This is a genomic window from Photobacterium indicum, assembly GCF_003026215.1.
In the GTDB taxonomy this organism is placed as follows: Bacteria; Pseudomonadota; Gammaproteobacteria; order Enterobacterales; family Vibrionaceae; genus Photobacterium; species Photobacterium indicum.
In genome coordinates this window covers 20,898-42,499 of record NZ_PYOC01000009.1, presented here as the reverse complement: position 1 = coordinate 42,499, position 21,602 = coordinate 20,898, and the positions used below count along the sequence as shown (strand labels likewise).

Below are 21,602 nucleotides of genomic sequence, written 5' to 3'. Positions count from 1 at the left end.
AAGTATAGATATATCGTGTTTTTAATAATTCATCAAAGATAATTTAACATTTTATTTTCATGCCCTTGGTTTCTTAAATAATTAAACCACATCGGACCTGTTTTTATTTTATTGATTTAAATCGATAATTTGCACAATCTGGTCTATTGCATTAAACGATATGTTATTTATTTGTGTCATATCACTTGCTTAAATTTTGAACTGGTGTTTAGAATACAATTGTTCCTTAAATTGTATACAATCTTACATGGAGTTCAGTATGGCGAGAATGACAGCAATAGAAGCGGCAGTAGAAGTATTAAAGCGTGAAGGGGTAGATATTGCTTTTGGTGTACCCGGCGCAGCAATTAACCCTATGTATGCAGCAATGAAAAAGTTGGGTGGAATTGATCACGTATTGGCTCGACATGTCGAGGGTGCTTCTCATATGGCTGAAGGCTATACGAGAACCAGCCAAGGCAACATTGGCGTCTGTATTGGCACATCAGGCCCTGCTGGAACCGATATGATCACAGGTTTGTATTCTGCATCGGCTGATTCAATTCCAATTCTTTGTATTACGGGGCAAGCCCCACGTGCTCGACTTCATAAAGAAGATTTCCAAGCGGTTGATATTGAAACCATAGCTAAGCCCGTCACTAAGTGGGCAACGACAGTATTAGAGCCAGCCCAAGTGCCACGTGCGTTTCAACAGGCATTTCATCTAATGCGCTCGGGACGACCAGGCCCTATCTTGATTGATTTACCGATTGATGTGCAGCTAACAGAAATTGAATTTGATATTGATAGCTATGAGCCACTTGACGCCTACAAGCCAACGGCGAGCCGTGCTCAGGTTGAAAAAGCAATCACCATGCTGAACGATGCTAACAATCCGGTGATTGTCTCGGGTGGCGGGGTTATTAATGCGGGGGCATCTGCACTCTTACAGCAATTTGCTGAAATTACTGGCATTCCTGTTATTCCTACGCTGATGGGCTGGGGGTCAATACCTGATAATCATGAACTAATGGCGGGTATGGTGGGGCTACAAACGGCACACCGTTATGGTAATGCCACCTTGCTAGGTTCTGACTTTGTGCTGGGCATTGGTAACCGCTGGGCAAACCGTCATACCGGTTCAGTCGATGTGTATACCGAAGGGCGTAAGTTCGTCCATATCGATATAGAACCAACTCAGATTGGGCGTGTTTTCTGCCCTGATCTTGGCATTGTTTCAGATGCCAAAGCTGCATTGGAACTGTTGGTCGAGGTGGCACGAGAATGGAAGCAAGCCAGCAAATTAAAAGATCGTAGCGACTGGGCGGGTGAGTGCCAGCACCGTAAGTCGACCATGTTACGTAAAACGCATTTCGATGAAGTACCAATGAAACCAATGCGTGTTTATGAAGAAATGAACAAAGCATTTGATGAAGATACCTGCTACGTAAGCACGATCGGTTTGTCTCAGATTGCTGCTGCTCAGTTCCTCCATGTTTATAAGCCGCGTCATTGGATCAACTGTGGTCAGGCAGGTCCTTTAGGTTGGACAATTCCTGCGGCATTGGGGGTACGCGCTGCTGATCCAGACCGTCCTATTGTGGCTATATCAGGTGATTATGATTTCCAATTCATGATAGAAGAACTTGCTGTTGGGGCACAGTTTAATTTGCCTTACATCCATGTTGTCGTGAACAACTCGTACCTTGGTTTGATACGCCAAGCACAGCGTCAGTTTGATATTGATTACTGTGTTCAGCTCGCATTTGATAACCAAAATGCGCCAGAACTTGAAGGCTATGGTGTTGACCATGTCGCGGTTGTTGAAGGGTTAGGGTGTAAAGCTATTCGGGTTCGAGATCCTGACCAAGTGGGCAATGCGTTTGCTCAAGCCAAAGAGCTAATGGCTAAGCACAAAGTACCTGTAGTCGTTGAAATCATGCTTGAGCGTGTAACTAATATTTCAATGGGTGTCGAGATAAATGGTGTTAACGAATTTGAACCGCTAGCAGAAGGCAGTGCCGATGCACCGACTGCTATTACGTTCAATCAATAAAGATGAAGGGATCAACCATGCCAAAGTTTGCTGCCAATTTATCCATGTTATTTACAGAATTTGATTTTCTCGACCGTTTTGAAATTGCTGCCGATGCCGGGTTTCAAGGGGTGGAGTACTTATTTCCATACGCCAATACGCCTGAAGAAATTAAACTGCGATTAGATAATTTTAATTTGAAACAAGTGCTGTTTAATTTACCCGCAGGTAATTGGGAAGCTGGGGAGCGAGGAATTGCTGTTGATCCTACCCGTACCGATGAATTTCGATTAGGCGTTCCACAAGCTATCGCGTATGCAAAGGCGTTAGGTTGTAATCAAGTGAACTGTTTAGCCGGTATTGTGCCGGCAGGTGTTAGCCAAGAACAAGCCACAGAAACATTTGTGACTAATCTGTGTTTTGCCGCGGCTGAATTAGAGAAAGCAGGGATCAGCTTGGTGATTGAAGCCATAAACACCCGTGATATCCCGGGTTTTTACTTAACAAACACGGCTCAGGCACTGGATATTATTGAGCAAGTTGGTAGCAAGAACCTACGTTTTCAATATGACATTTATCATATGCAAATTATGGAAGGTGATCTTGCCCCAACGCTAAGCCAGAATATTGATCACATTCAGCATATCCAATTAGCTGATAATCCTGGGCGACATGAACCGGGTACTGGCGAAATTAACTATCCGTTTATTTTACAGCATCTCGATAATATCGGTTATCAAGGTTGGGTTGGGTGCGAATATAAACCTAAAACCACCACGTTAGCGGGTATCGGCTGGCTTAAAGCATTCAACCAAATCTAAGGAGAGACACAATGAGTACAATTGCATTTATTGGTACAGGGATTATGGGAAAACCAATGGCAGTAAACTTGCAAAAAGCAGGTTATCAGTTAGTTTTTTCAGAACATTTCAATCAAGTGCCAACTGATTTGATTGCGGCTGGTGGCATTGCATTTCCAACGCCGAAAGCAGCGACAGAGCAAGCGGATTACATTATTTTAATGCTACCGAATACACCTCAAGTGGAAGAAGTACTCTTTGGCAAAAGTGGTGTAGAAGAAGCGCTTACGGCTGGTAAAGTTGTTATCGATATGAGTTCGATTTCGCCGATTGAAACCAAGCAATTTGCCGCACGAGTGAAAGAATCAGGTGCAGAATATTTAGATGCTCCTGTTTCTGGTGGTGAAGTGGGCGCAATCAATGCTGCATTAACCATTATGGTGGGTGGTAAAGAGTCAAGTTTCGAAAAAGCCAAACCTTTATTTGAAGTTATGGGTAAAAATATAACGTTAGTAGGTGAAAGTGGTGCTGGGCAAATCTGTAAAGTTGCCAACCAAATTATCGTGGCCTTAAACATTGAAGCGGTATCAGAGGCATTGGTGTTTGCATCTAAAGCAGGGGCAGATCCGGCGCGTGTACGCGAAGCACTAATGGGAGGATTTGCTAACTCGAAAATTCTAGAAGTACATGGTGATCGTATGATTAAAGGTACGTTTGATCCAGGCTTTAAAATTGCGTTGCACCAGAAAGATCTTAACCTCGCGATTAGCGGTGCGAAAACGTTAGGGGTGAGCTTACCCAATACGGTGATGGCACAAGGCTTATTCGACCAATGTGTTGCAATGGGCGGGGAAGGGTGGGATCACTCAGCTATGATCCGTGCCATTGAGCAGTTAGCCGATCACGAAATACGTAAATAGAACGTTTATTTATTATCAAATTATGATGATAGTTAGTCATTGGAAACTCACTGGCTAACAGTTTCAAGCAGACACATTAATAAAACGCGTATGTTACGTCTCCTTAGTACGCGTTCCCGAAGCAACATGGATTTATGGGCTATCAAGTCATGTTTTTAGACACCAAGACCAAGGTAACTAAGAGTACATGGTTTGAAGGCTCAAACTCTGACAGGCAATCTGTGTATAGCTTCGGGATCCTTTCCTTTTTCTTTTTGTTATCGATTTTTTGTTTTTATTACACTATTTACATCATCTGAATTTTAATCTCTTTGTTTAATAGACCGCGCAGGAAGCCAATTTATGAGCAACGTCAATAACAGCAACATCAATAGCAATGCCTTTTTATTATCACTGTTTGAATGCGCCATTGATGAAGCCTTACCCTATGGGCATATTGCGAAGTATTTACCTGATGACAAAACAGGTAAAGCCATCGTGATTGGTGCAGGAAAAGCGGCGGCATCTATGGCGGCAGAATTAGAAGCTGTTTGGCAGGGTGAGTTACAAGGTGTTGTGGTAACACGTTATGGTCACACGGTTTCATCAAAAAGAGCTTCTACGTCGCCAAAAATAGAGGTTATTGAAGCCGCGCATCCGGTTCCTGATGCCGCTGGGCAAGCGGTTGGCGAGCGTATTCTCTCGTTAGTGTCTGATCTTCGTGAAGATGACGTCGTGATATGTTTAATGTCGGGTGGTGGCTCTGCATTGATGAGCTTACCCGCAGAAGGTCTAACCCTGAGCGACAAACAAACGATTAATAAAGCATTATTGAAGTCGGGTGCCGCGATAGATGAAATGAACTGTGTGCGCAAACACCTATCAGCCATTAAAGGTGGGCGACTAGCTAAAGCGGTTCACCCTGCAAAATTGATTTCATTAGCAATTTCAGATGTGCCTGGTGATGATACCAGCGTGATAGCGTCGGGTCCTACGGTAGCTGATTCAACAACCCGTTTTGATGCACTGGCCATTCTAGAACGTTATGATATTGAAATACCCACAGCTGTTTTTCAATGGTTGAGTAACCCGAAGTCCGAAACAATAAAGCCAAATGATCCCTGTTTAGCGAACAGTGAAATCCATATTATTGCTACGCCGCAATCAGCGTTAGAGGCGGCGGCGAATAAAGCGGTACAGCAGGGTATTCCTGCTTATATATTGAGTGATTGTATTGAAGGTGAAGCGCGAGATGTCGCAAAAGTACATGCAGCTATCGCTAAGCAAATTGCTGAAAAAGGACAGCCATTTAAAGCACCTTGTGTGTTGCTATCTGGCGGTGAAACAACCGTAACAGTAAAAGGAATGGGGCGGGGTGGGCGTAATAGTGAGTTTTTACTTAGCTTATATAATGAGCTGAAAGGACACCCTCAAATACAGGCGCTTGCAGGCGATACCGATGGCATTGATGGTGTAGAAGACAATGCAGGGGCTTGTATTACTCCTGATAGCTTTGCTCGTGGTCATCAATTAGGGCTAAATCCGCAGCATTATCTTGATAATAACGATGGCTACCATTTTTTCTCTGCATTGGAATCATTAGTGATTACGGGCCCAACGCTCACAAATGTAAATGACTTTCGTGCTTTGTTGATTTTACCTGCTAAAGAGTAAGCTGATGGGTTATCATTTAGTGTGTTATTTGAACTATTGTTTAAGTTACTGATTAAAAAAACGTAACCCGCTGAAGGGTGAATATTGATTAGCAAGGAGGCTATCCAGTGTCTAAGCATGCAGTGAAATATTGGAATGTACTATCAGAATCGAGTCGAAATCGGTGGCAAGCTCTCGAGCAAACCAATGGTATGATCGAACAAGTGACGCTAAGCAAAGATGATGAAACAGGGGAATATACCCGCTTAACTCGATTTAAGTCAGGGGCAGATACGAGCTCATTTGGTAGTGACCACCACCCGCATCCTGAAGAAGTTTTTATTATTTCTGGTCGGTTATATGACCAAACTAATAAGGCATGGCTTGAACAAGGTCATTACGCGAGCCGTTCACCAGGTGAAGTACATGGCCCATTCTTTTGTGAACAAGAATGCATTGTATTAGAGATATCGACATCAAAGACGCTTTGATTATAAGACCGAACTCTTATGTCCAATAGAAGAACTATTACTTAATATACAGTATTAGGACTGGCAGTGACCGGTCCTTTTTATTTAGGTCAAATCAAACTTTTTTCAGTTAAATATAGCCTACCGACTGTAAAAAGCGTTCGCCTACCATTTGCCCGTGTTCATAGTCTTCCAGTAAATGATCTTTTTTACTTAACAAAGGACGACTGCTTAGCGATCTGTCTGGCGCTATTTGAATTAAATTAACGTCATCAGGGGGATTGGTTAGAAAGCCTTCGACGGCATTATGATTCTTATAATGTGCGATCATGATATCGAGCATTTCAGAACTCATACCAAATTGAGAGACTTTGGCTTGCAAAGTGACTAAACGATATAAGTGATCGTCATCCATCAACCAGCGTTGGTTATTAAGCTTATATTTTGTATGTTCATGATTTTGCTTCAACTCATTGAGTTTATCAGAGAGTTTTTGGTGGAAATGAATAAGGTGGTGTTTTTCTTTAAACATTCCAATGCGTTTTAAGTAGTGATCCATATTAACTTCGAAATTTTTCCGTTTTTTCTCAACTTGGTTAATGGAAAAATCAGTTGCCTCATTAGTCTCGATCCCATTAATAATCGGAGTGGTGCGTATTACGACGATGTTTTTAAACCCTCTTCGATGTGATTCGTGCACCGGAATTGCCGCTGAAACACTGCCATCAATCCATTGTTGGTTATCAAAGGTGATGTCGTTGTAATACAGCATTGGAATACCACACGTAGCTTTGAGTGTGTTAAGCCATTGGTCGGTAAAAATAGGGTAGTAGTAATCTTGTAAGTCAGATTTATTAGTAACACAAGCCAGTGCATGTTTACCATTCTGTAATACATTATTGGCAGTAGTGAAATCAAGAGGGATAGCGCCATCTTGCTGCACCATATTTAATGCCCAATCCAAATCCATCGGCTGTTTTTTTCTGATGAATTTATTGAGATTAAAGAAGCGGTCGTGTGTGGTGTAATTCAGTACAAAATTAAAGCCTAGGCCTTGCTGACGGGCAACATACGTCGCGACGTTAAGTGCCCCTGCTGATGTGCCAATATAGAGTGAAAAAGGGTCGAAGTTACGTTCTAGAAATTTATCTAATACACCCGATGCAAAGATCCCTCTTTGACCTCCGCCTTGAACAATAAGTGAAAAGTTGTTCCCATCTAAAAAATGCTGATTCAATCTACTTACTCCACACTAAAAGAACACTTTTTAGATTTAATACGCTAAACGTATACTGCTTGTTAGGGAATAGCATAGTAAACATCACCCTTCTTCGAATATGATTTAACGGTCAATCTTAAGCAAGCTTTATTCGTTTGCTGTTTCGTTTTTTGCTTAATCCGTGAGGTACATGTCGCTAGGCGAAAAATTATGTCTCTTGCAATAACTGAGGTATAACACCTTTACAAATCAAAGCGGTGCATTAATATGAATTGGCTAATATAAGGATGTAAGGTCGATATATGTCAAAAATAAGAGAAAAAAATCAAGTTCTTATCATTGAGGTTGCATGTCGACTATTTGCCTTGCAAGGATATGCAGCAACAAAAATGGCAGATATTGCCAAAGCCGCGAATATTCCAAAGCCTAATGTTTATTATTACTTTAGTACCAAAGATAACTTGTACCGTGCTGTACTTGAAAGTGTTATTCAGCCGTTATTAGATGCCTCTAAACCGATAGAGCAGCTCGACGATCCTGCTGAAGCCTTGACTGAATATATCAAAACCAAACTACGGATCTCTCGTGATCACCCTTACGCATCAAAAGTGTTTGCAAACGAAGTTATGTCGGGAGCAAAGTATCTTCCACAAGATATTGCTGATGGCTTATTACAGCAGTCAAAAATGATCATTGCCAAGTTTGAATCATGGATCGATGAAGGTGTAATGGCCCCGTTATCACCCCAGCATTTGATGTTTACTATTTGGGCTGCGACTCAAACTTACGCTGATTTTAGCTGGCAGATTTGTAATGTAATGGATAAAGCGGCATTGGATAATAATGATTACGCTGAAGCTGCCACTTTTTTAACCCAATTTGTGATTAATGGCTGTCAGGTAAAAAGCACTGCATCATAAATTGTCTATATGTCGTTATCAAATTGGTACATTTAACTCAGTGGTCTTATAGAATTTATAAACCACTTTTTTATCACGAATAAATGTATTAGAACGACAGCCTTGCCGATAGCTTCAGTAAGAAATTACCGTTTGTTCTGTGCGTTGGTGGTGTCGCTTTTCGTACAGCTGAGCCACTAAATTACAAAGAATCATCATACCCATTACACAGAGCTGAAGGGGGCTGAAGGCTTCCTCCATTATTGTTGCGCCTATTACCATCGCAAGGATGGGGTTAAATGTACCGAAGAAGCTGAGTTCACTAGTAGTAATCAGTGGGATAGAAAACACATAAGCGCAATAACTGACAGCCGTTACACCGACGATCAACCATATGAGTGCCGCCCATTGTGGCAACGTCATTGAAAATGGATCTGCGTAATTGTTGCCACTGAAATAAAGATGCCAATAAGCAATAGGGAGTAAAATTATCCCACCAAAAATTAATTTCCAAGTTAGTAACTTCCACCAGTAAATTTTCTTCATCACGTGTTTTGTTACTACACTCCCCCCGATCAACACTGTCATGGCCGCGATCAAAAATCCCACTGATGCGAAGCTAATATCTGCATGACTTGATAGGAATAAATAGGATGCACAGAGAATTAGTACCATTGCAGAGAGAAGTTGAATCACACTCGGTTTCATTTTATGAACAACAGCCATAACAACCAATCCGATTACTGGCAGTGTAATCATTCCAACACCAACCAGAGCGCTGGGTAGTTGCATCGCACTTTCAAATAACAAGCTAAAGAATAAGGTGATGTTGATGAAACCAACCAGCAGCAATGAGGGTATTTCTGACATCTTAGGCAAGCTTGGTTTGATGATGAACAGCAATACCCCAGCGGGTAGCGCACGCCATGCGGCAAGGGCAAAAGGGGACCAGCCCGCAAAGAATGCTGAAACTGTTGCGTAAGTGGTTCCCCAGAGAAGTGGTGCTAAAAGGGCGATAAAGACTCTCATGTATGATTCCATTTTATCTTGACGTAAAGATACTTTACATAAAGATTTTGCGAAGGTAAAGTCACTTTAAAAATATCAGCAACGTGAGGTGGTATGGGAATCAGCAAACCGTTAATAGTTAGAGCGCCGTCATCTTCTTCAGAAACACACCTTTTTTATCTTTATTCAATTGTTAAGAAGCCAGTAGCGCATTGGTGGGTTATTAACGGGAGGACAATAGAGGCAAAGTATTGCGAAATTGATGGGCTCATTCCACAATATACTTTAAGATTGGCACCGCATAGGTACGTTTATGAAGCTGATCTTAATGTGTTTTTCATACTAAATATGAAAGAATCAGTTTCAAAAAAATAAAGACCAATGTGTATATTAACTGGTTAGGCTAAGTGGCAATCTTGAGAGAAAATGATGACTAAACAACGCGATCATATTGATCAAATATCGCAACAATGGAAAGAAAATCATTCTGAGCTTGATAATGGTTTGGTGGAAATAATTGGTCGTTTTTCAAGGTTGAATAAGCATTTAGAAAATAAACGAGCGACAGTTTACAGCGCATTAAATATCAATGCGGGAGAGTTCGATGTCTTGGCGACACTCTATCGGAATGGCTCTCCGTATAAACTGATGCCAAGTGATTTAGTGAAACAAACTTTGCTGACATCAGGGGCGATGACTAATCGTTTGGATAGACTTGAGAAAAAGGGCCTGATCCAGCGCGCTCATAGTGATGAAGATAGACGATGTGTAGTTGTTGGACTGACGGATCCTGGGTTATCGTTAATCCAAAAAGGAAGCGTATTGTATTTTGATAAAGTCGCTACCCTGTATGAGCCATTAACAAATGAAGACCAAATACAGTTGAATGGCCTGTTAAAGAAGTGGGTAAAGCATTTTGAAGACTAGTGATTGAGTTTGTTCAGGTTTTTTCTTTTTCAAGGTGGCAAATAATACGTGCATTCGATACCGCATTTAGGTTCTTTATGTCTTATTTTTCAATGTTTATCGGATATAGAAAAAAGAGAATACCCAAGGCAAGTCCATATGTGATGGCCTGCCTTGGAAGGGCGCTATGTGATAAAACGAATGCTTAACGCATGGCTAATGCTTTTTCAGCTAAACGTTTCGCTGCGTTACGGTGTTTATACAATAACTGCTCGAGATCTAAGCCAATGACTTGTCCGTCGCTAACACGCCATTTTCCAGCAATCATTACTTTGTCTGCCTGATGTGCACCACATAAAATAAGCGCGGCTAGTGGGTCGTGTGAACCAGAGAAACGAATTTCATCTAGCTTGAACATTGCAATATCAGCTTGCTTGCCAACGGCTAATGTACCAATGTCTTGGCGTCCCATGGCTTGAGCTGAACCTTGTGTTGCCCAGCGCAGTGCATCGATATGACTTACGTTAGCCGAGCCATAACGTAAACGTTGTAAGTACAACGCCATACGTACTTCGCCAATCATGTTTGAACCGTCATTCGATGCCGAACCATCAACACCAAGTCCGACTTTTACGCCTGCTGCTTCAAGTTCATTATTACGACAAATACCCGATGCCAACATCATATTTGAAGTTGGGCAATGGCTAATACCTATTTGGGCTTTTCCGAGTCGTTTAATTTCTTCGTCATTAAAATGAATGCCATGGGCTAACCAGGTTCGGTGATTAAGCCAACCAACATCCTCAAGGTAATCGACAGGTCGTAGACCAAAGCGCTGTAAACAGAAGTCTTCTTCATCAATGGTTTCACATAAATGGGTATGAACCATGACGTCTTCATTCTTCGAGATACGGGCTGTTTCTTTCATCAACTCAGTAGTGACAGAGAATGGTGAGCAGGGGGCGAGGGCTATTTGAATCATCGCGCCGTCTGCACGTTGATGATATTCATGAATTAAACGGTGACTGTCATCGACGATTGTTTGCTCGGTCTGAATAGTATTGCGGGGCGGTAAACCACCGTCATCTTCACCTAGGCTCATTGAACCTCGGGTGAAGATGGCGCGGATACCGAGTTTGTTTGCCGCTTCGACTTGTAAATCAATCGCGTTTTCTAACCCCGTAGGGATAAGATAATGGTGGTCTGATGCGGTTGTGCAACCTGACATCATCATTTCAACCAGTGCAACTTCTGTGGCAAAACTCATCATTTCTTCATCTAAGCCCGACCAAACGGGGTAGAGTGTTTTAAGCCAATGAAAGAGTTCTTTATTGAGTGCGTCAGGGTAGGCGCGGGTGAGTGTTTGATAGAAATGATGGTGGGCATTAATCAATCCCGGTGTTACCACATGCTGGCTAGCATCGACCACGACATTGATCTTATTCTGGGGCTCACAGCCTAGAGCTATAAGCTCAATAATCGTTGTGCCAGAAATGACTATGCCACCCCGGGCATCCTCATTTGTGCCGGTGTACACCGCTAAAGGGTTTTTAAGCCAGATTGTTTCCATTCATAGTTGTCCTTAGCCATCTCAGCCTTTTCAGGGAAGAGGGTCTTTTTTCATTATTGAGTGAGTAAACGTGCTTTTTATTACGTTATAAAAAGCACTGGGGTATATAACAGTTACCGATTTATGTTGCTGAAATAGTATTTAAAAAGCGAACAAATTACATGTGCTTTGTTCGCACAATTATACATTAGCTGTTTTTCTGTGCTGTTAGTGGCTTTGCTTCTTCATCGAGATCTGAATCAGGGCTTAAGCTAACTTCTTCGTAGACTTCATCATCTTCCAGCGCTTCTTTCGCTGAAGATTCAGGCAAAATTTGGTGAAGTAGCACTGTAATTATCGTACCCGTCGTGATGCCAGAGTGAAAAAAGTTGGCGATTTCATGAGGTAAGTGCTGAATAAGGCGAGGCTCAAATGTTACCGCCAATCCTGATGCTAGACCGACACAAATAACTAGCGCATTTCGTTTCGTATCAGCCGCTTTTATCAGCATGCGGATACCGGCATAAGCAATCATACCGAACATAACAAAACCAACACCACCAAGAACGGGTTTAGGTATTGTTACGGCTAGTGCCGCTAATTTTGGAAATAGACCACCAAGAATCAACAAACCACCAGTTGCTGCTACAACATAACGACTCGCCACACCCGTAATACCAACTATGCCGACGTTTTGGCTGAATGATGCTAATGGCATCGCAGTTAGAATTGCGGATAATGTACTGCCGATACCATCACCTAATAACCCCCGCTTTAAATCTCGACCAGTAACTTTTGCATGACAGTTACTGCCTAGTGCCATAAAGTCGCCCGTTGCTTCTGCAATAACGACGATGTACACCAAGCTCATACTGATGATGGCACCAAACGAAAAGGTGAAGCCGTATTTAAATGGCTCTGGTCCACTGATCCATTTAGCGGAAGCAACTTGGTCAAGGTTAACCATCCCCATAGATAATGCGACGATGTAACCACCTGCAAGGCCAATAACAATGGCTGATGCTGCGACAGCACCTTTACAATAAACTGATACCGCAATAACGATGCCCAATGAGATCATTGCTAAAAAGAGCTTAGGCAGTGTGGCAAATTCTTCGCTGACGGCAGGTGCGTCGCCCACCCAATTCATCGCAACGGGTAGAATAGTTAAACCAATAAGGGTGACAACAACACCACTTACAACAGTTGGAAATAGTTTTCTGATCTTATCCATATAAAAACTGGCCAGAATTACCACGAAAGAGCCAACTAACGACGCCCCCATAATGCTACTGACACCGCCTTCTTTACCTATGGATATAGCCACACCTAAAAAGGCAAAGCTGGACCCCATAACAACGGGTAACCTAATACCGACAGGGCCTATGCCAACGCATTGGGCAATGGTCACAATACCAGATGCTAATAATGCAGCGTTGATCAGTGTAACGATTTCATCGACGGGTAATCCAATTGAAGTACCGACGATTAAAGGGACGGCAACGATCCCACCAATAGAAGCCAACATGTGTTGGAGTGCCAGTAAAAAAGTTAACCCATGTGGTGGGCGTTCATTGAGTGTATAGAGAAGTTTCATTGTTATTCCCTCTGTCAATTCAATCCATTAATTACGAATTGACTGGTTTATGAACAAGTTTGACCTTCTACAAACTGCGTAGCGTCAATAGAGTTCCTGATTAAGGTTCGTATTTCTACTTTGAGTGATGCGGTTTAAGCTGCAATAACGTCGACAGCCCCTTAAATAGGGTGTGTCTAATTTCAAAAAGTCTCTGTTCAGTTAGCCGATATACACTAATTTGGCGATAAAAATGGCGGTTAACGCATACATGCTAATTGAGACTTCTTTGGTTTTACCTGTTGCCAGTTTTAGTACGGTGTAAGTAATAAAGCCCAGCGCAATACCATTTGCGATTGAAAAGGTAAGTGGCATCATCAGTGCTGTAATGGCGGCGGGTGCTGAATCGGTAAACTCTTTCCAGTTAATATGTTGCATGCTGCTCATCATAACGAAGGCAACGTAAATCAATGCTCCTGATGTTGCGTAGGCTGGAATCATACTAGCCAAAGGAGATAAGAAAATAGCAGCCACAAACAGTAGTGAAATAACAATCGCAGATAGACCTGTTCGACCGCCCGCGGCAACACCTGCAGCACTTTCAACATAACTGGTAACGGGTGGACAACCCACACATGCACCTGCAACACTTGCAATACTGTCGGCTTTCAGTGCTTTACTTAAGCCTTCAATCTTGCCTGTGTCTTTATTGATTAAGTTGGCACGATCTGCCACCCCCATTAATGTACCTGCCGTATCGAACATGTTGACGAATAGGAAGGCTAGAATCACACTGACCATCGAAATATTGAGTGCGCCCTGTATGTCCATGGCAAAGAGGGTCGGTGCAATACTTGGCGGTGCTGCAAAAATGCCTTGGTACTGAACGATACCTAACATCATGCCAACCAGAGTGACGCCAATAATGCCGATAAGAACAGCACCAAAAACTTTACGTTCACTCAGTACTGCAATAATAAGGAAACAAATTGCAGCTAATAGCGCATCGGGTTGGGTGAAGTCACCCAGTGATACTAATGTCGCAGGGTTATCAACAACAATACCCGCCGTTTTCAAACCGATTAATCCAAGGAATAAACCAACACCAGCAGTCATCGAATAGCGTAGGCTCTCAGGTATACTCTCTATTATCCATTCACGAACTTTATAGAAGCTCATGCCAACAAAGAGTATGCCTGAAATAAAGACTGCACCCAGTGCAACTTCCCAGCTATAACCCATTTCGCCAACAACAGTAAAAGAGAAAAATGCATTTAAGCCCATTCCCGGTGCGAGACCGACTGGCCAATTAGCAAATAACCCCATTAGTAGCGTTCCCAAGGCAGCACCTATACAGGTTGCAACAAATACAGCGCCGGGATCCATGCCAGTCGCTGCCATAATGCTGGGGTTAACGAAAATAATGTAAGCCATTGTTGCAAAAGTAGTAATTCCGCCTATTAATTCATTTTTAACATTGGTTCCATGTTCTTTTAATTTAAAAAATCGTTCTAAAAAAGAGGACGATATACCTTCCTTACTGTGTAGCTCTTCTGCTTTGGTATTGTTCATTATGAATCTTCCTTTCTTTGCTCATATTTGAATTTAAATGAATACAATTTCCATTTGCTTTAGTTCATTGATTTATCATTTATGTAAATAAAGGTATTTATTTTTGATATATCAAGATCTATACCAGCTTGAGTTTATTATTTTTGTTGGTTTTAAAAATAAATTTATTTAAATTAGCTACTTATATATTTTTAGTTTTATTTCAATGTTGAAAATAAAGTGAGAGAAAGCGCAATCACAGTTATTTGTAATTGTTACAGCGTTATATATTTACTCTCGTATCTATAGATCGTGGTGTTATTAATTGATGAAAGGCTAACTGCCTCTATAAGTCGAAAAGCTATAAGGCGAGACTAATAAAGGTACATGGTAATGTGCATGGGTATCTGCAATACCAAAACGTATAACAACATCATCAAGAAAAGGTACGTCAGGCAGCTCTACACCGCGTAACGTAAAGTACGGTGCGGTATGAAACACTAATTGATATTTACCTGTGGCAAATTCTTCAGTGTCGAGAATTGGACTATCTGTACGCCCATCAGTATTGGTAAATACGGTTCTTAACAGCTCCAGTGAAGAACCGTTAACACGAAACAGTTCTACTTTTATCTCAGCACCTGGAACACCATTTGCCGTGTCTAGAATGTGTGTTGTTAATCTGCCCATTTTATATTTAGCGCTATGCGCTCTCCTGAATGATTGTTTCTAAGTTTTACTAACTATGTACACAATTTGGCTGATAGTAAAGTGCGTTGTGATAAAAATGTTAATTGAATTTGTGCGGCCTTTACCGCTATAGCCTGCTTGGCACGTGATGAATAAAGGCTTTCTAGCCTTTATTCACGCTATAATTAACATTGGAAACATTTAATTTACATTTGGCTTGTGGATTGTATACAATTCATGGTACAAATTTAGATCATAAGATGAAAAAAGAAAAAACAGATTCAGAAACGTGCTCAAACTATTAACTCGAATCGTGTTTGGCAAAATGTAGCAGCGAGTTCACGTTGGCATTTTTTTTGTTTAAGGAGTCTCTCGATGAGTAATGACTATCCCCGTAATCTCGTTGGTTATGGTTCCGTACCACCGCACCCACATTGGCCAAATGAAGCACGAGTCGCTGTTTCATTTGTATTGAACTATGAAGAAGGTGGTGAGCGTTGTATTTTGCACGGTGATTCAGAGTCTGAAGCTTTTTTATCAGAAATCCCTGCCGCTCAACCGTTTGCTGGCGAACGCCATATGAGCATGGAATCCATCTATGAATACGGTAGTCGTGCTGGAGTATGGCGTGTATTACGACTGTTTAAGCAATACGATATTCCATTAACTGTATTTGCTGTCGCCATGGCATTAGAGCGTCACCCTGATGTTGCCAAGGCGATGGTTGAAGCTAAACATGAAATTTGCAGCCACGGTTACCGCTGGATTGATTATAAACATATGGATTACTCGGAAGAGCGTGATCATATGTATAAAGCCATCGAGATCATTGAACGTATTACGGGTGAACGCCCACTGGGTTGGTATACCGGTCGTACTGGGCTAAATACCCGAAAGATTGTAGCTGAAGAAGGTGGCTTCTTATATGACTCTGACGCTTACGATGACGATCTACCGTATTGGCATGAAGAGGGCAGCAAACCACAATTGGTTATTCCTTATACTCTTGATGTGAACGATATGCGTTTTGCCACTGTGCAAGGTTTCAACTCTGGTGAACAATTCTTCCAGTACCTAAAAGATACGTTCGATACCTTATATGAAGAAGGTGAAACAGCCCCAAAGATGATGTCGGTAGGATTACATTGCCGTCTGATTGGTCGCCCAGGTCGAATTGCTGCACTTAAGCGTTTTCTCGAATATGTACAACAACACGATAAAGTGTGGCTTTGTCGTCGTGTCGATATTGCGAAGCATTGGCATGAACATCATCCCCATCCAAGTATGAAGGAATTTTAAGCATGGTAGGTTTTTCACATTGTCAGCCAACGACAATGAATCGTAGTGATTTTGTTGCTCACTTCGCTGATGTCTATGAGCATAGCCCTTGGGTTGCTGAATCTGTTTTTGATGCAGTACTAACAGAACAAGATGATGACATTGAATCATTACATCAGCGTATGTCAGATATTTTATTAGCAGCAAGCAAAGACAAGCAACTCGCATTAATTAGTGCTCACCCTGATTTAGCTGGCCGAGCGGCTGTGAATGGTGAATTGACCGAGGCATCAACCTCTGAGCAAGCGGGTGCAGGGATTGATAAATGCTCTGAGGAAGAATTTAAGCAATTTACGCATTTTAATAATAGCTACAAAAGTCGTTTTAATTTCCCTTTTATCATGGCTGTGAAAGGTGCGAATCGTTATCAAATTCTTGAATCTTTTGAAGTACGGCTTAATAACGACAGTGAAACTGAATTTGCTAAGGCGATAGAAGAGATCAATAAAATTGCTCTTTTTCGTCTGCGGGATATGTAAGTCAAGAAAACAACAGCTTCGCATTTGGGTGTTATCGATGACCCGAAATAGCGAATAACACCTTTACTCTTTATGGACTTAATTAAACAGGATGATTATGGAAAAGGCATTGAATTTTGAACAATACGTAAACCTTGCAGACCCTAAATTAGGCGCTGAAGCAATCTTTGCAACCGATGATTTTTTTGCAGATAAAAGCCGTTTGATCCGTACCGAAGCTGCGGAATGGAAAGAGGATCTTTATGATGATAACGGCAAGTGGATGGATGGTTGGGAATCGCGCCGTAAGCGTAGTGAAGGCTATGACTTTTGTGTTGTTCGACTGGGTCTTGCAGGAACAATTGCGGGCCTAGATATTGATACCTCATTTTTCACTGGTAATTTTCCACCATCAGCGTCTGTTGATGCCTGTTATAGCCCTGACGGTGAACCGTCTGATAGTACTGAATGGCAAGAGATTCTGTCGTCACAAAGCCTGCAAGGTGATAGCCACCATTTACATGCATTAGACAATGACCAAGTATTTACCCATGTACGTTTAAATATTTACCCAGATGGTGGCGTAGCACGTTTGCGTGTGTATGGTCGCCCAAGCGTTAACTGGGATCAAATCGATACTGGCCAAGAAGTTGATTTAGCCGCTGTTGTTAATGGCGGTCGTGCATTGGCTTGTAGTGATGAGCACTTTGGAAAGAAGTCTAATATCTTAGGCCCTGGCCGTGGTGAAAATATGGGGGATGGTTGGGAAACCGCGCGTCGCCGTACGCCAGGTAATGATTGGGTTATTGTTGCTCTAGGTCGCCCAGGAAAAATTGGCAAAGTCGTAGTTGATACCGCACACTTTAAAGGCAACTTTCCTGATAGCTGTTCAATTCAAGCCGCGTATGTTCAAGGTGGAACAGATGATCAGGTCGAGACGCAAAGCTTGTTCTGGCGTGAATTAATGCCGTCGCAAAAGTTATCTGCTCATAATATTCATGAGTTTGTTGAACAGGTGAATGATCTTGGGGCTGTCACGCATGTGCGACTAAATATTTTCCCTGATGGTGGTATTAGTCGTCTGCGTCTTTTCGGCTTTAAAAGCGAATAACAACACGATAGAAGCTGAAAGGAGAGAGTAATGGAAGCGCAGAATATCACTGAAAAATCGAAAGAAGCGCCATCAACAGAAGCACTATCAGCGGTAACCGAAACGTTAACGTTGAATAAAACATTGAAGATTGAACCATTAACACCAGAAGCCTTTAAGCCATTTGGTGATTTAATTGATAAAGAATCCAGTGAGTTCTTTATGATTAATAATGGATCTACACGACGCTATCACCGCATGGCTGATGTCGATGTTGCAGATAATGGTGGCGAGCCGATTATCAGTATATTTCAAGCAACGCCATTGCAGTATCCACTATCAATAAAGATGATGGAACGCCACCCTCTGGGTTCTCAGGCGTTTGTTCCTCTTTTGGGTAACCCTTATTTGATTCTTGTTGCCCCTAAAGATGACTCGCCAGATCCTAGTGCAATACGTGCGTTTATCAGTAATGGTAAGCAAGGCGTGAATTATCACAAAGGTGTTTGGCACCATCCTGTTTTAGCGTTGACCGAACAAGACCAGTTCTTGATCGTTGATAGAGCAGGCCCCGGCAATAATTGTGATGAAGTGTATTTTTCTGACAAGGTACAGGTTGAATTAACATTGGATGATCTCGTGTCGATTTAGCATCAAGGACAGCGTTACTTTAGTATATGCGACTTTCTTTCTTACTCCTCAGTTGAAGAAAGCGGTGTACAAAAAGGCATGGAAGACAATTTAATTAAATATGTTGATAAGCCACAGGCGATGAACATAGCAATGTATTAGAGGAGTTTATTATGGATCCGCATATTACAGAATGGCTGAACTTAGCAATCCGCTGGGCTCATATGGTAGTAGGTGTCGCATGGATTGGCGCATCATTCTATTTCAACTGGTTAGAAAATAACTTGAACCGTGTTAACCCTAAAACAGGATTAACTGGTGATTTGTGGGCAATTCATGGCGGCGGTATTTATCACCTAGAAAAATACAAACTCGCCCCCCCAAGCATGCCTGAAAATCTGCATTGGTTTAAGTGGGAAGCGTATTTCACGTGGATAACCGGCATGTGCTTGCTGTTTGTCGTCTACTACCTAAATGCCGAAATCTATCTTATCGCGCCAGGTTCTGGCTTAGATTCTACGACTGCAATTGCATTAGGGCTAGGTGTCTTAATCACTGGCTGGTTTGTTTATGACTTCTTGTGTGATTCGGCATTAGGTAAGAAGCCAGTATTGCTTGCGGCCATCTTATTCTTCCTTTTAGTTGGGGCAACATATGGCTTAACTCAAGTATTCAGTGGGCGTGGTGCTTACATTCATATCGGTGCGATCATTGGTACGATTATGGTCGGCAACGTATTTCGCGTCATCATGCCTGCACAGCGTAACCTTGTAAAAGCGATTGAAGAAAACCGAGCGCCAGATCTGACGTTACCTGCAAAAGGGCTTTTGCGTTCTCGTCATAATAATTACTTAACACTACCAGTGTTGTTTATTATGATCAGTAATCACTTTCCTAGTACGTACGGTTCGCAGTATAACTGGTTGATTTTAGCAGGGCTTGCTGTCTTTAGTATCTTGGTTCGCCATTACTTTAATACACGTCATGGTAGCCAAAAATATGCATGGACAGTGCCGATTGCAGCGCTAGGTATGATTGCCTTAGCGTTTGTGACATCACCTTATGGTTCTCAGTCATCAACTGTTACGACGGCGTCCACGACAGAAGCAGCGTCTGCAGGTGTCAGTTTTGAGTCGGTAAATACCGTGATTCAAGCGCGTTGTAGTGTGTGTCATTCCGCAACACCCACGCATGCAGCATTTAAAACAGCACCAGCGGGGGTTATTTTAGATACTGCTGATGAAATTAAAATAAACATACCACGTATAATGGCTCAGGCGGTGCAAACGAAAGTGATGCCTCTGGGTAACCTTACTCAAATGACCGATGATGAGCGCAACCTCATCGGTACTTGGGTCGAGCAGGGGGCTGTTATTCAATAACAGCGCCATGCTAAATGTAAGCGTTAGATGTAAGCTTTACTATCCGTAAATACAATCTCATTCGCATTCGATAATGTGCTCCTCAGTGAAATTCGTAATAAGTTGCGAGCTTTACTGGGGCTTTTTTATGTAATGTCATTCTGGACAAGTACTATGTCCTTATTTTCTTGTGTGGTTGTAATTTACATAGCCCGGTTCGTAAATACCGTTTTTGTTGTAATATCCCATATCAGAAAGCCGTTCTAACTCTGTTTTGTTATCAACATTTTTGCTCTCTGGACTAGGGTAATTTACGTAGTTAGGCTCGTAATGACCAGATGCATTCTTAAATCCAATCTCGTACAGGTTGGAGCCTTGGTTCAGTGTTGAGCTGCGTTCTCTTGCATGCTTGTAATTTACATAACCCGGTTCATAAAGCCCATTGGCATTGTATCGACCAATATCTTTTAAATCGGCAAAGGCAGGAATACTGATAAGTAAAATGCTACTTAACAATGGAAGTAGCGAAAGTTTGCTCTTCATAACAGGTATCCTTGTTGAAGGTACACAGTTAAGAAGACCGAACCTTAACGAATAACTTTCAATTACTCTCAGGGAGGGCAAAGAGTGTATTCATCAAAAATATTTCGCTGTTACTTATGTTCATTTTGACTTTGAACTGCATTGATGAACGTCGCTCTGGCACTTGGGATACCCAATTTTTCAGCTTCACTAACTAACGTCATGGCATGATCAATATCGCCTTGCTCTACGCTGTTCTGAATAGAATTAAGGTAGTAAGCACTTTTCGCTTCGATTTCAGGCACATAATCAATAGTAGGTAGAATTGGGTTTAGATTAGTTTGACTCATAGCCGTTACGGTTAAATTTAGTTGACCATACTCGCTGTGCAACGCAGTAAGATCTGGGATCATCGGTGGTTGCGTGCCAGTTCCTATAGCGAAAGCTTTAGCAGGATTAATAACGGTTGTACTGCCTTTTAGATCTTCGGAAGTGGTGTAGATTAAAACATTGACCTGATCTGACCCGATTTGCGGAACAATGGTAAATTGTTTCTGAACGCGATCACCATCTAAAAGTCTTGCCGGTATATATTTGAATTCATTTGATTTTATGTGGTGAAGAACGCCTCCTTTGGAATCGGTGACCAATACATTTGGCTCATAAAGGGTCAATTCTTTACCTACATGGCTAGTCAGCACCATGTCTACGGGGCCTCTGTCTGCCGGAATAACAAAACTTGCGACTGGGCCAGTACTGTTATTGTCTAGCAGTACCTGGCTTTTCTCATTAAATTCAAAATTAATATCTGCCGGAAGGCTTAGCTCCTGCCAGTTTAACTCTGCCTGCGAAACGGTTCTATTGTTTGCGGGATTTTGGGCCTGAGTGCTGACTTCAGACACCGAGGTACAACCCGCAACAAACATGGCCCATAGGTACAACATTACGTTTTTTAGCTTTACCATTTCC

At 42.0% G+C, this 21,602-nt stretch carries 20 protein-coding genes; 12 read left to right on the top strand and 8 right to left on the bottom strand.

Annotation, left to right across the window (positions count from 1 at the left end):
• Positions 1–259: 259 nt before the first annotated feature.
• The 5 genes from gcl to C9J47_RS19855 all read left to right on the top strand — a co-directional run bounded on the left by gcl (position 260) and on the right by C9J47_RS19855 (position 5,857).
• Positions 260–2,035: a glyoxylate carboligase gene (gcl, locus tag C9J47_RS19875; RefSeq protein WP_107255053.1), complete on the top strand. Its 1,776-nt coding sequence runs from the start codon at positions 260–262 to the stop codon at positions 2,033–2,035.
• Between the two features lie 17 nt (positions 2,036–2,052).
• Complete coding sequence (hyi, locus tag C9J47_RS19870; protein WP_107255052.1) at positions 2,053–2,835, top strand: hydroxypyruvate isomerase; 783 nt, start codon at positions 2,053–2,055, stop codon at positions 2,833–2,835.
• Between the two features lie 11 nt (positions 2,836–2,846).
• Positions 2,847–3,734 (top strand): 2-hydroxy-3-oxopropionate reductase, encoded by an 888-nt coding sequence (locus C9J47_RS19865; protein WP_107255051.1) that lies wholly within the window; start codon positions 2,847–2,849, stop codon positions 3,732–3,734.
• A 342-nt stretch (positions 3,735–4,076) separates the two neighbouring features.
• Positions 4,077–5,387: a glycerate kinase type-2 family protein gene (locus tag C9J47_RS19860; RefSeq protein ID WP_107255050.1), complete on the top strand. Its 1,311-nt coding sequence runs from the start codon at positions 4,077–4,079 to the stop codon at positions 5,385–5,387.
• 107 nt (positions 5,388–5,494) lie between these two features.
• The gene (locus tag C9J47_RS19855) at positions 5,495–5,857 is read left to right on the top strand and encodes a cupin domain-containing protein (protein WP_107255049.1); all 363 of its coding nucleotides are present in this window, start codon (positions 5,495–5,497) and stop codon (positions 5,855–5,857) included.
• 109 nt (positions 5,858–5,966) lie between these two features.
• Here the strand turns inward: C9J47_RS19855 and C9J47_RS19850 are convergent, their stop codons facing one another.
• Positions 5,967–7,073, bottom strand: coding sequence for a DUF6363 domain-containing protein (locus C9J47_RS19850; RefSeq protein ID WP_107255048.1), 1,107 nt, complete (start codon positions 7,071–7,073; stop codon positions 5,967–5,969).
• A 284-nt stretch (positions 7,074–7,357) separates the two neighbouring features.
• Between C9J47_RS19850 and C9J47_RS19845 the strand changes: the two genes are divergently transcribed.
• Positions 7,358–7,975, top strand: a complete 618-nt coding sequence (locus C9J47_RS19845; protein WP_107255047.1) for a TetR/AcrR family transcriptional regulator — start codon at positions 7,358–7,360, stop codon at positions 7,973–7,975.
• 114 nt (positions 7,976–8,089) lie between these two features.
• Here C9J47_RS19845 and C9J47_RS19840 read toward each other — a convergent pair whose 3' ends face one another.
• Positions 8,090–8,983 carry a DMT family transporter gene (locus C9J47_RS19840; RefSeq protein WP_107255046.1) on the bottom strand — a complete coding sequence of 298 codons (894 nt, stop codon included), beginning with the start codon at positions 8,981–8,983 and terminating at the stop codon, positions 8,090–8,092.
• Positions 8,984–9,388: 405 nt separating this feature from the next.
• Between C9J47_RS19840 and C9J47_RS19830 the strand changes: the two genes are divergently transcribed.
• Positions 9,389–9,889, top strand: a complete 501-nt coding sequence (locus tag C9J47_RS19830; protein ID WP_107255044.1) for a MarR family winged helix-turn-helix transcriptional regulator — start codon at positions 9,389–9,391, stop codon at positions 9,887–9,889.
• Positions 9,890–10,073: 184 nt separating this feature from the next.
• Here the strand turns inward: C9J47_RS19830 and C9J47_RS19825 are convergent, their stop codons facing one another.
• The 4 genes from C9J47_RS19825 to uraH form a co-directional block, all read right to left on the bottom strand.
• Positions 10,074–11,438, bottom strand: coding sequence for an 8-oxoguanine deaminase (locus tag C9J47_RS19825; RefSeq protein WP_107255043.1), 1,365 nt, complete (start codon positions 11,436–11,438; stop codon positions 10,074–10,076).
• 187 nt (positions 11,439–11,625) lie between these two features.
• Positions 11,626–13,014 (bottom strand): nucleobase:cation symporter-2 family protein, encoded by a 1,389-nt coding sequence (locus tag C9J47_RS19820; protein ID WP_107255042.1) that lies wholly within the window; start codon positions 13,012–13,014, stop codon positions 11,626–11,628.
• Between the two features lie 201 nt (positions 13,015–13,215).
• Complete coding sequence (locus C9J47_RS19815) at positions 13,216–14,565, bottom strand: NCS2 family permease (protein ID WP_107255041.1); 1,350 nt, start codon at positions 14,563–14,565, stop codon at positions 13,216–13,218.
• A 315-nt stretch (positions 14,566–14,880) separates the two neighbouring features.
• Positions 14,881–15,234: a hydroxyisourate hydrolase gene (gene uraH, locus C9J47_RS19810; protein WP_107255040.1), complete on the bottom strand. Its 354-nt coding sequence runs from the start codon at positions 15,232–15,234 to the stop codon at positions 14,881–14,883.
• A gap of 375 nt (positions 15,235–15,609) precedes the next feature.
• On the opposite strand from uraH, the gene puuE reads away from it, so the two are divergent.
• The 5 genes from puuE (at position 15,610) to C9J47_RS19785 (ending at position 20,132) form a co-directional block, all read left to right on the top strand.
• A complete protein-coding gene (gene puuE / locus C9J47_RS19805) occupies positions 15,610–16,533 on the top strand; it encodes an allantoinase PuuE (RefSeq protein WP_107255039.1) in 924 nt (307 codons plus the stop codon).
• A 2-nt stretch (positions 16,534–16,535) separates the two neighbouring features.
• Positions 16,536–17,051: a 2-oxo-4-hydroxy-4-carboxy-5-ureidoimidazoline decarboxylase gene (gene uraD, locus C9J47_RS19800; protein ID WP_107255038.1), complete on the top strand. Its 516-nt coding sequence runs from the start codon at positions 16,536–16,538 to the stop codon at positions 17,049–17,051.
• A 97-nt stretch (positions 17,052–17,148) separates the two neighbouring features.
• Complete coding sequence (alc, locus tag C9J47_RS19795) at positions 17,149–18,141, top strand: allantoicase (protein WP_107255037.1); 993 nt, start codon at positions 17,149–17,151, stop codon at positions 18,139–18,141.
• A 30-nt stretch (positions 18,142–18,171) separates the two neighbouring features.
• A complete protein-coding gene (locus tag C9J47_RS19790) occupies positions 18,172–18,771 on the top strand; it encodes an ureidoglycolate lyase (protein WP_245903547.1) in 600 nt (199 codons plus the stop codon).
• 152 nt (positions 18,772–18,923) lie between these two features.
• Positions 18,924–20,132: a urate hydroxylase PuuD gene (locus C9J47_RS19785; RefSeq protein WP_107255036.1), complete on the top strand. Its 1,209-nt coding sequence runs from the start codon at positions 18,924–18,926 to the stop codon at positions 20,130–20,132.
• Positions 20,133–20,291: 159 nt separating this feature from the next.
• Here C9J47_RS19785 and C9J47_RS19780 read toward each other — a convergent pair whose 3' ends face one another.
• Both C9J47_RS19780 and C9J47_RS19775 read right to left on the bottom strand, forming a co-directional pair.
• On the bottom strand, positions 20,292–20,654 hold the full coding sequence (locus tag C9J47_RS19780) for a hypothetical protein (protein WP_107255035.1): 363 nt from the start codon (positions 20,652–20,654) through the stop codon (positions 20,292–20,294).
• A 110-nt stretch (positions 20,655–20,764) separates the two neighbouring features.
• The gene (locus C9J47_RS19775) at positions 20,765–21,598 is read right to left on the bottom strand and encodes a MalM family protein (protein ID WP_107255034.1); all 834 of its coding nucleotides are present in this window, start codon (positions 21,596–21,598) and stop codon (positions 20,765–20,767) included.
• Between the last annotated feature and the right edge of the window lie 4 nt (positions 21,599–21,602).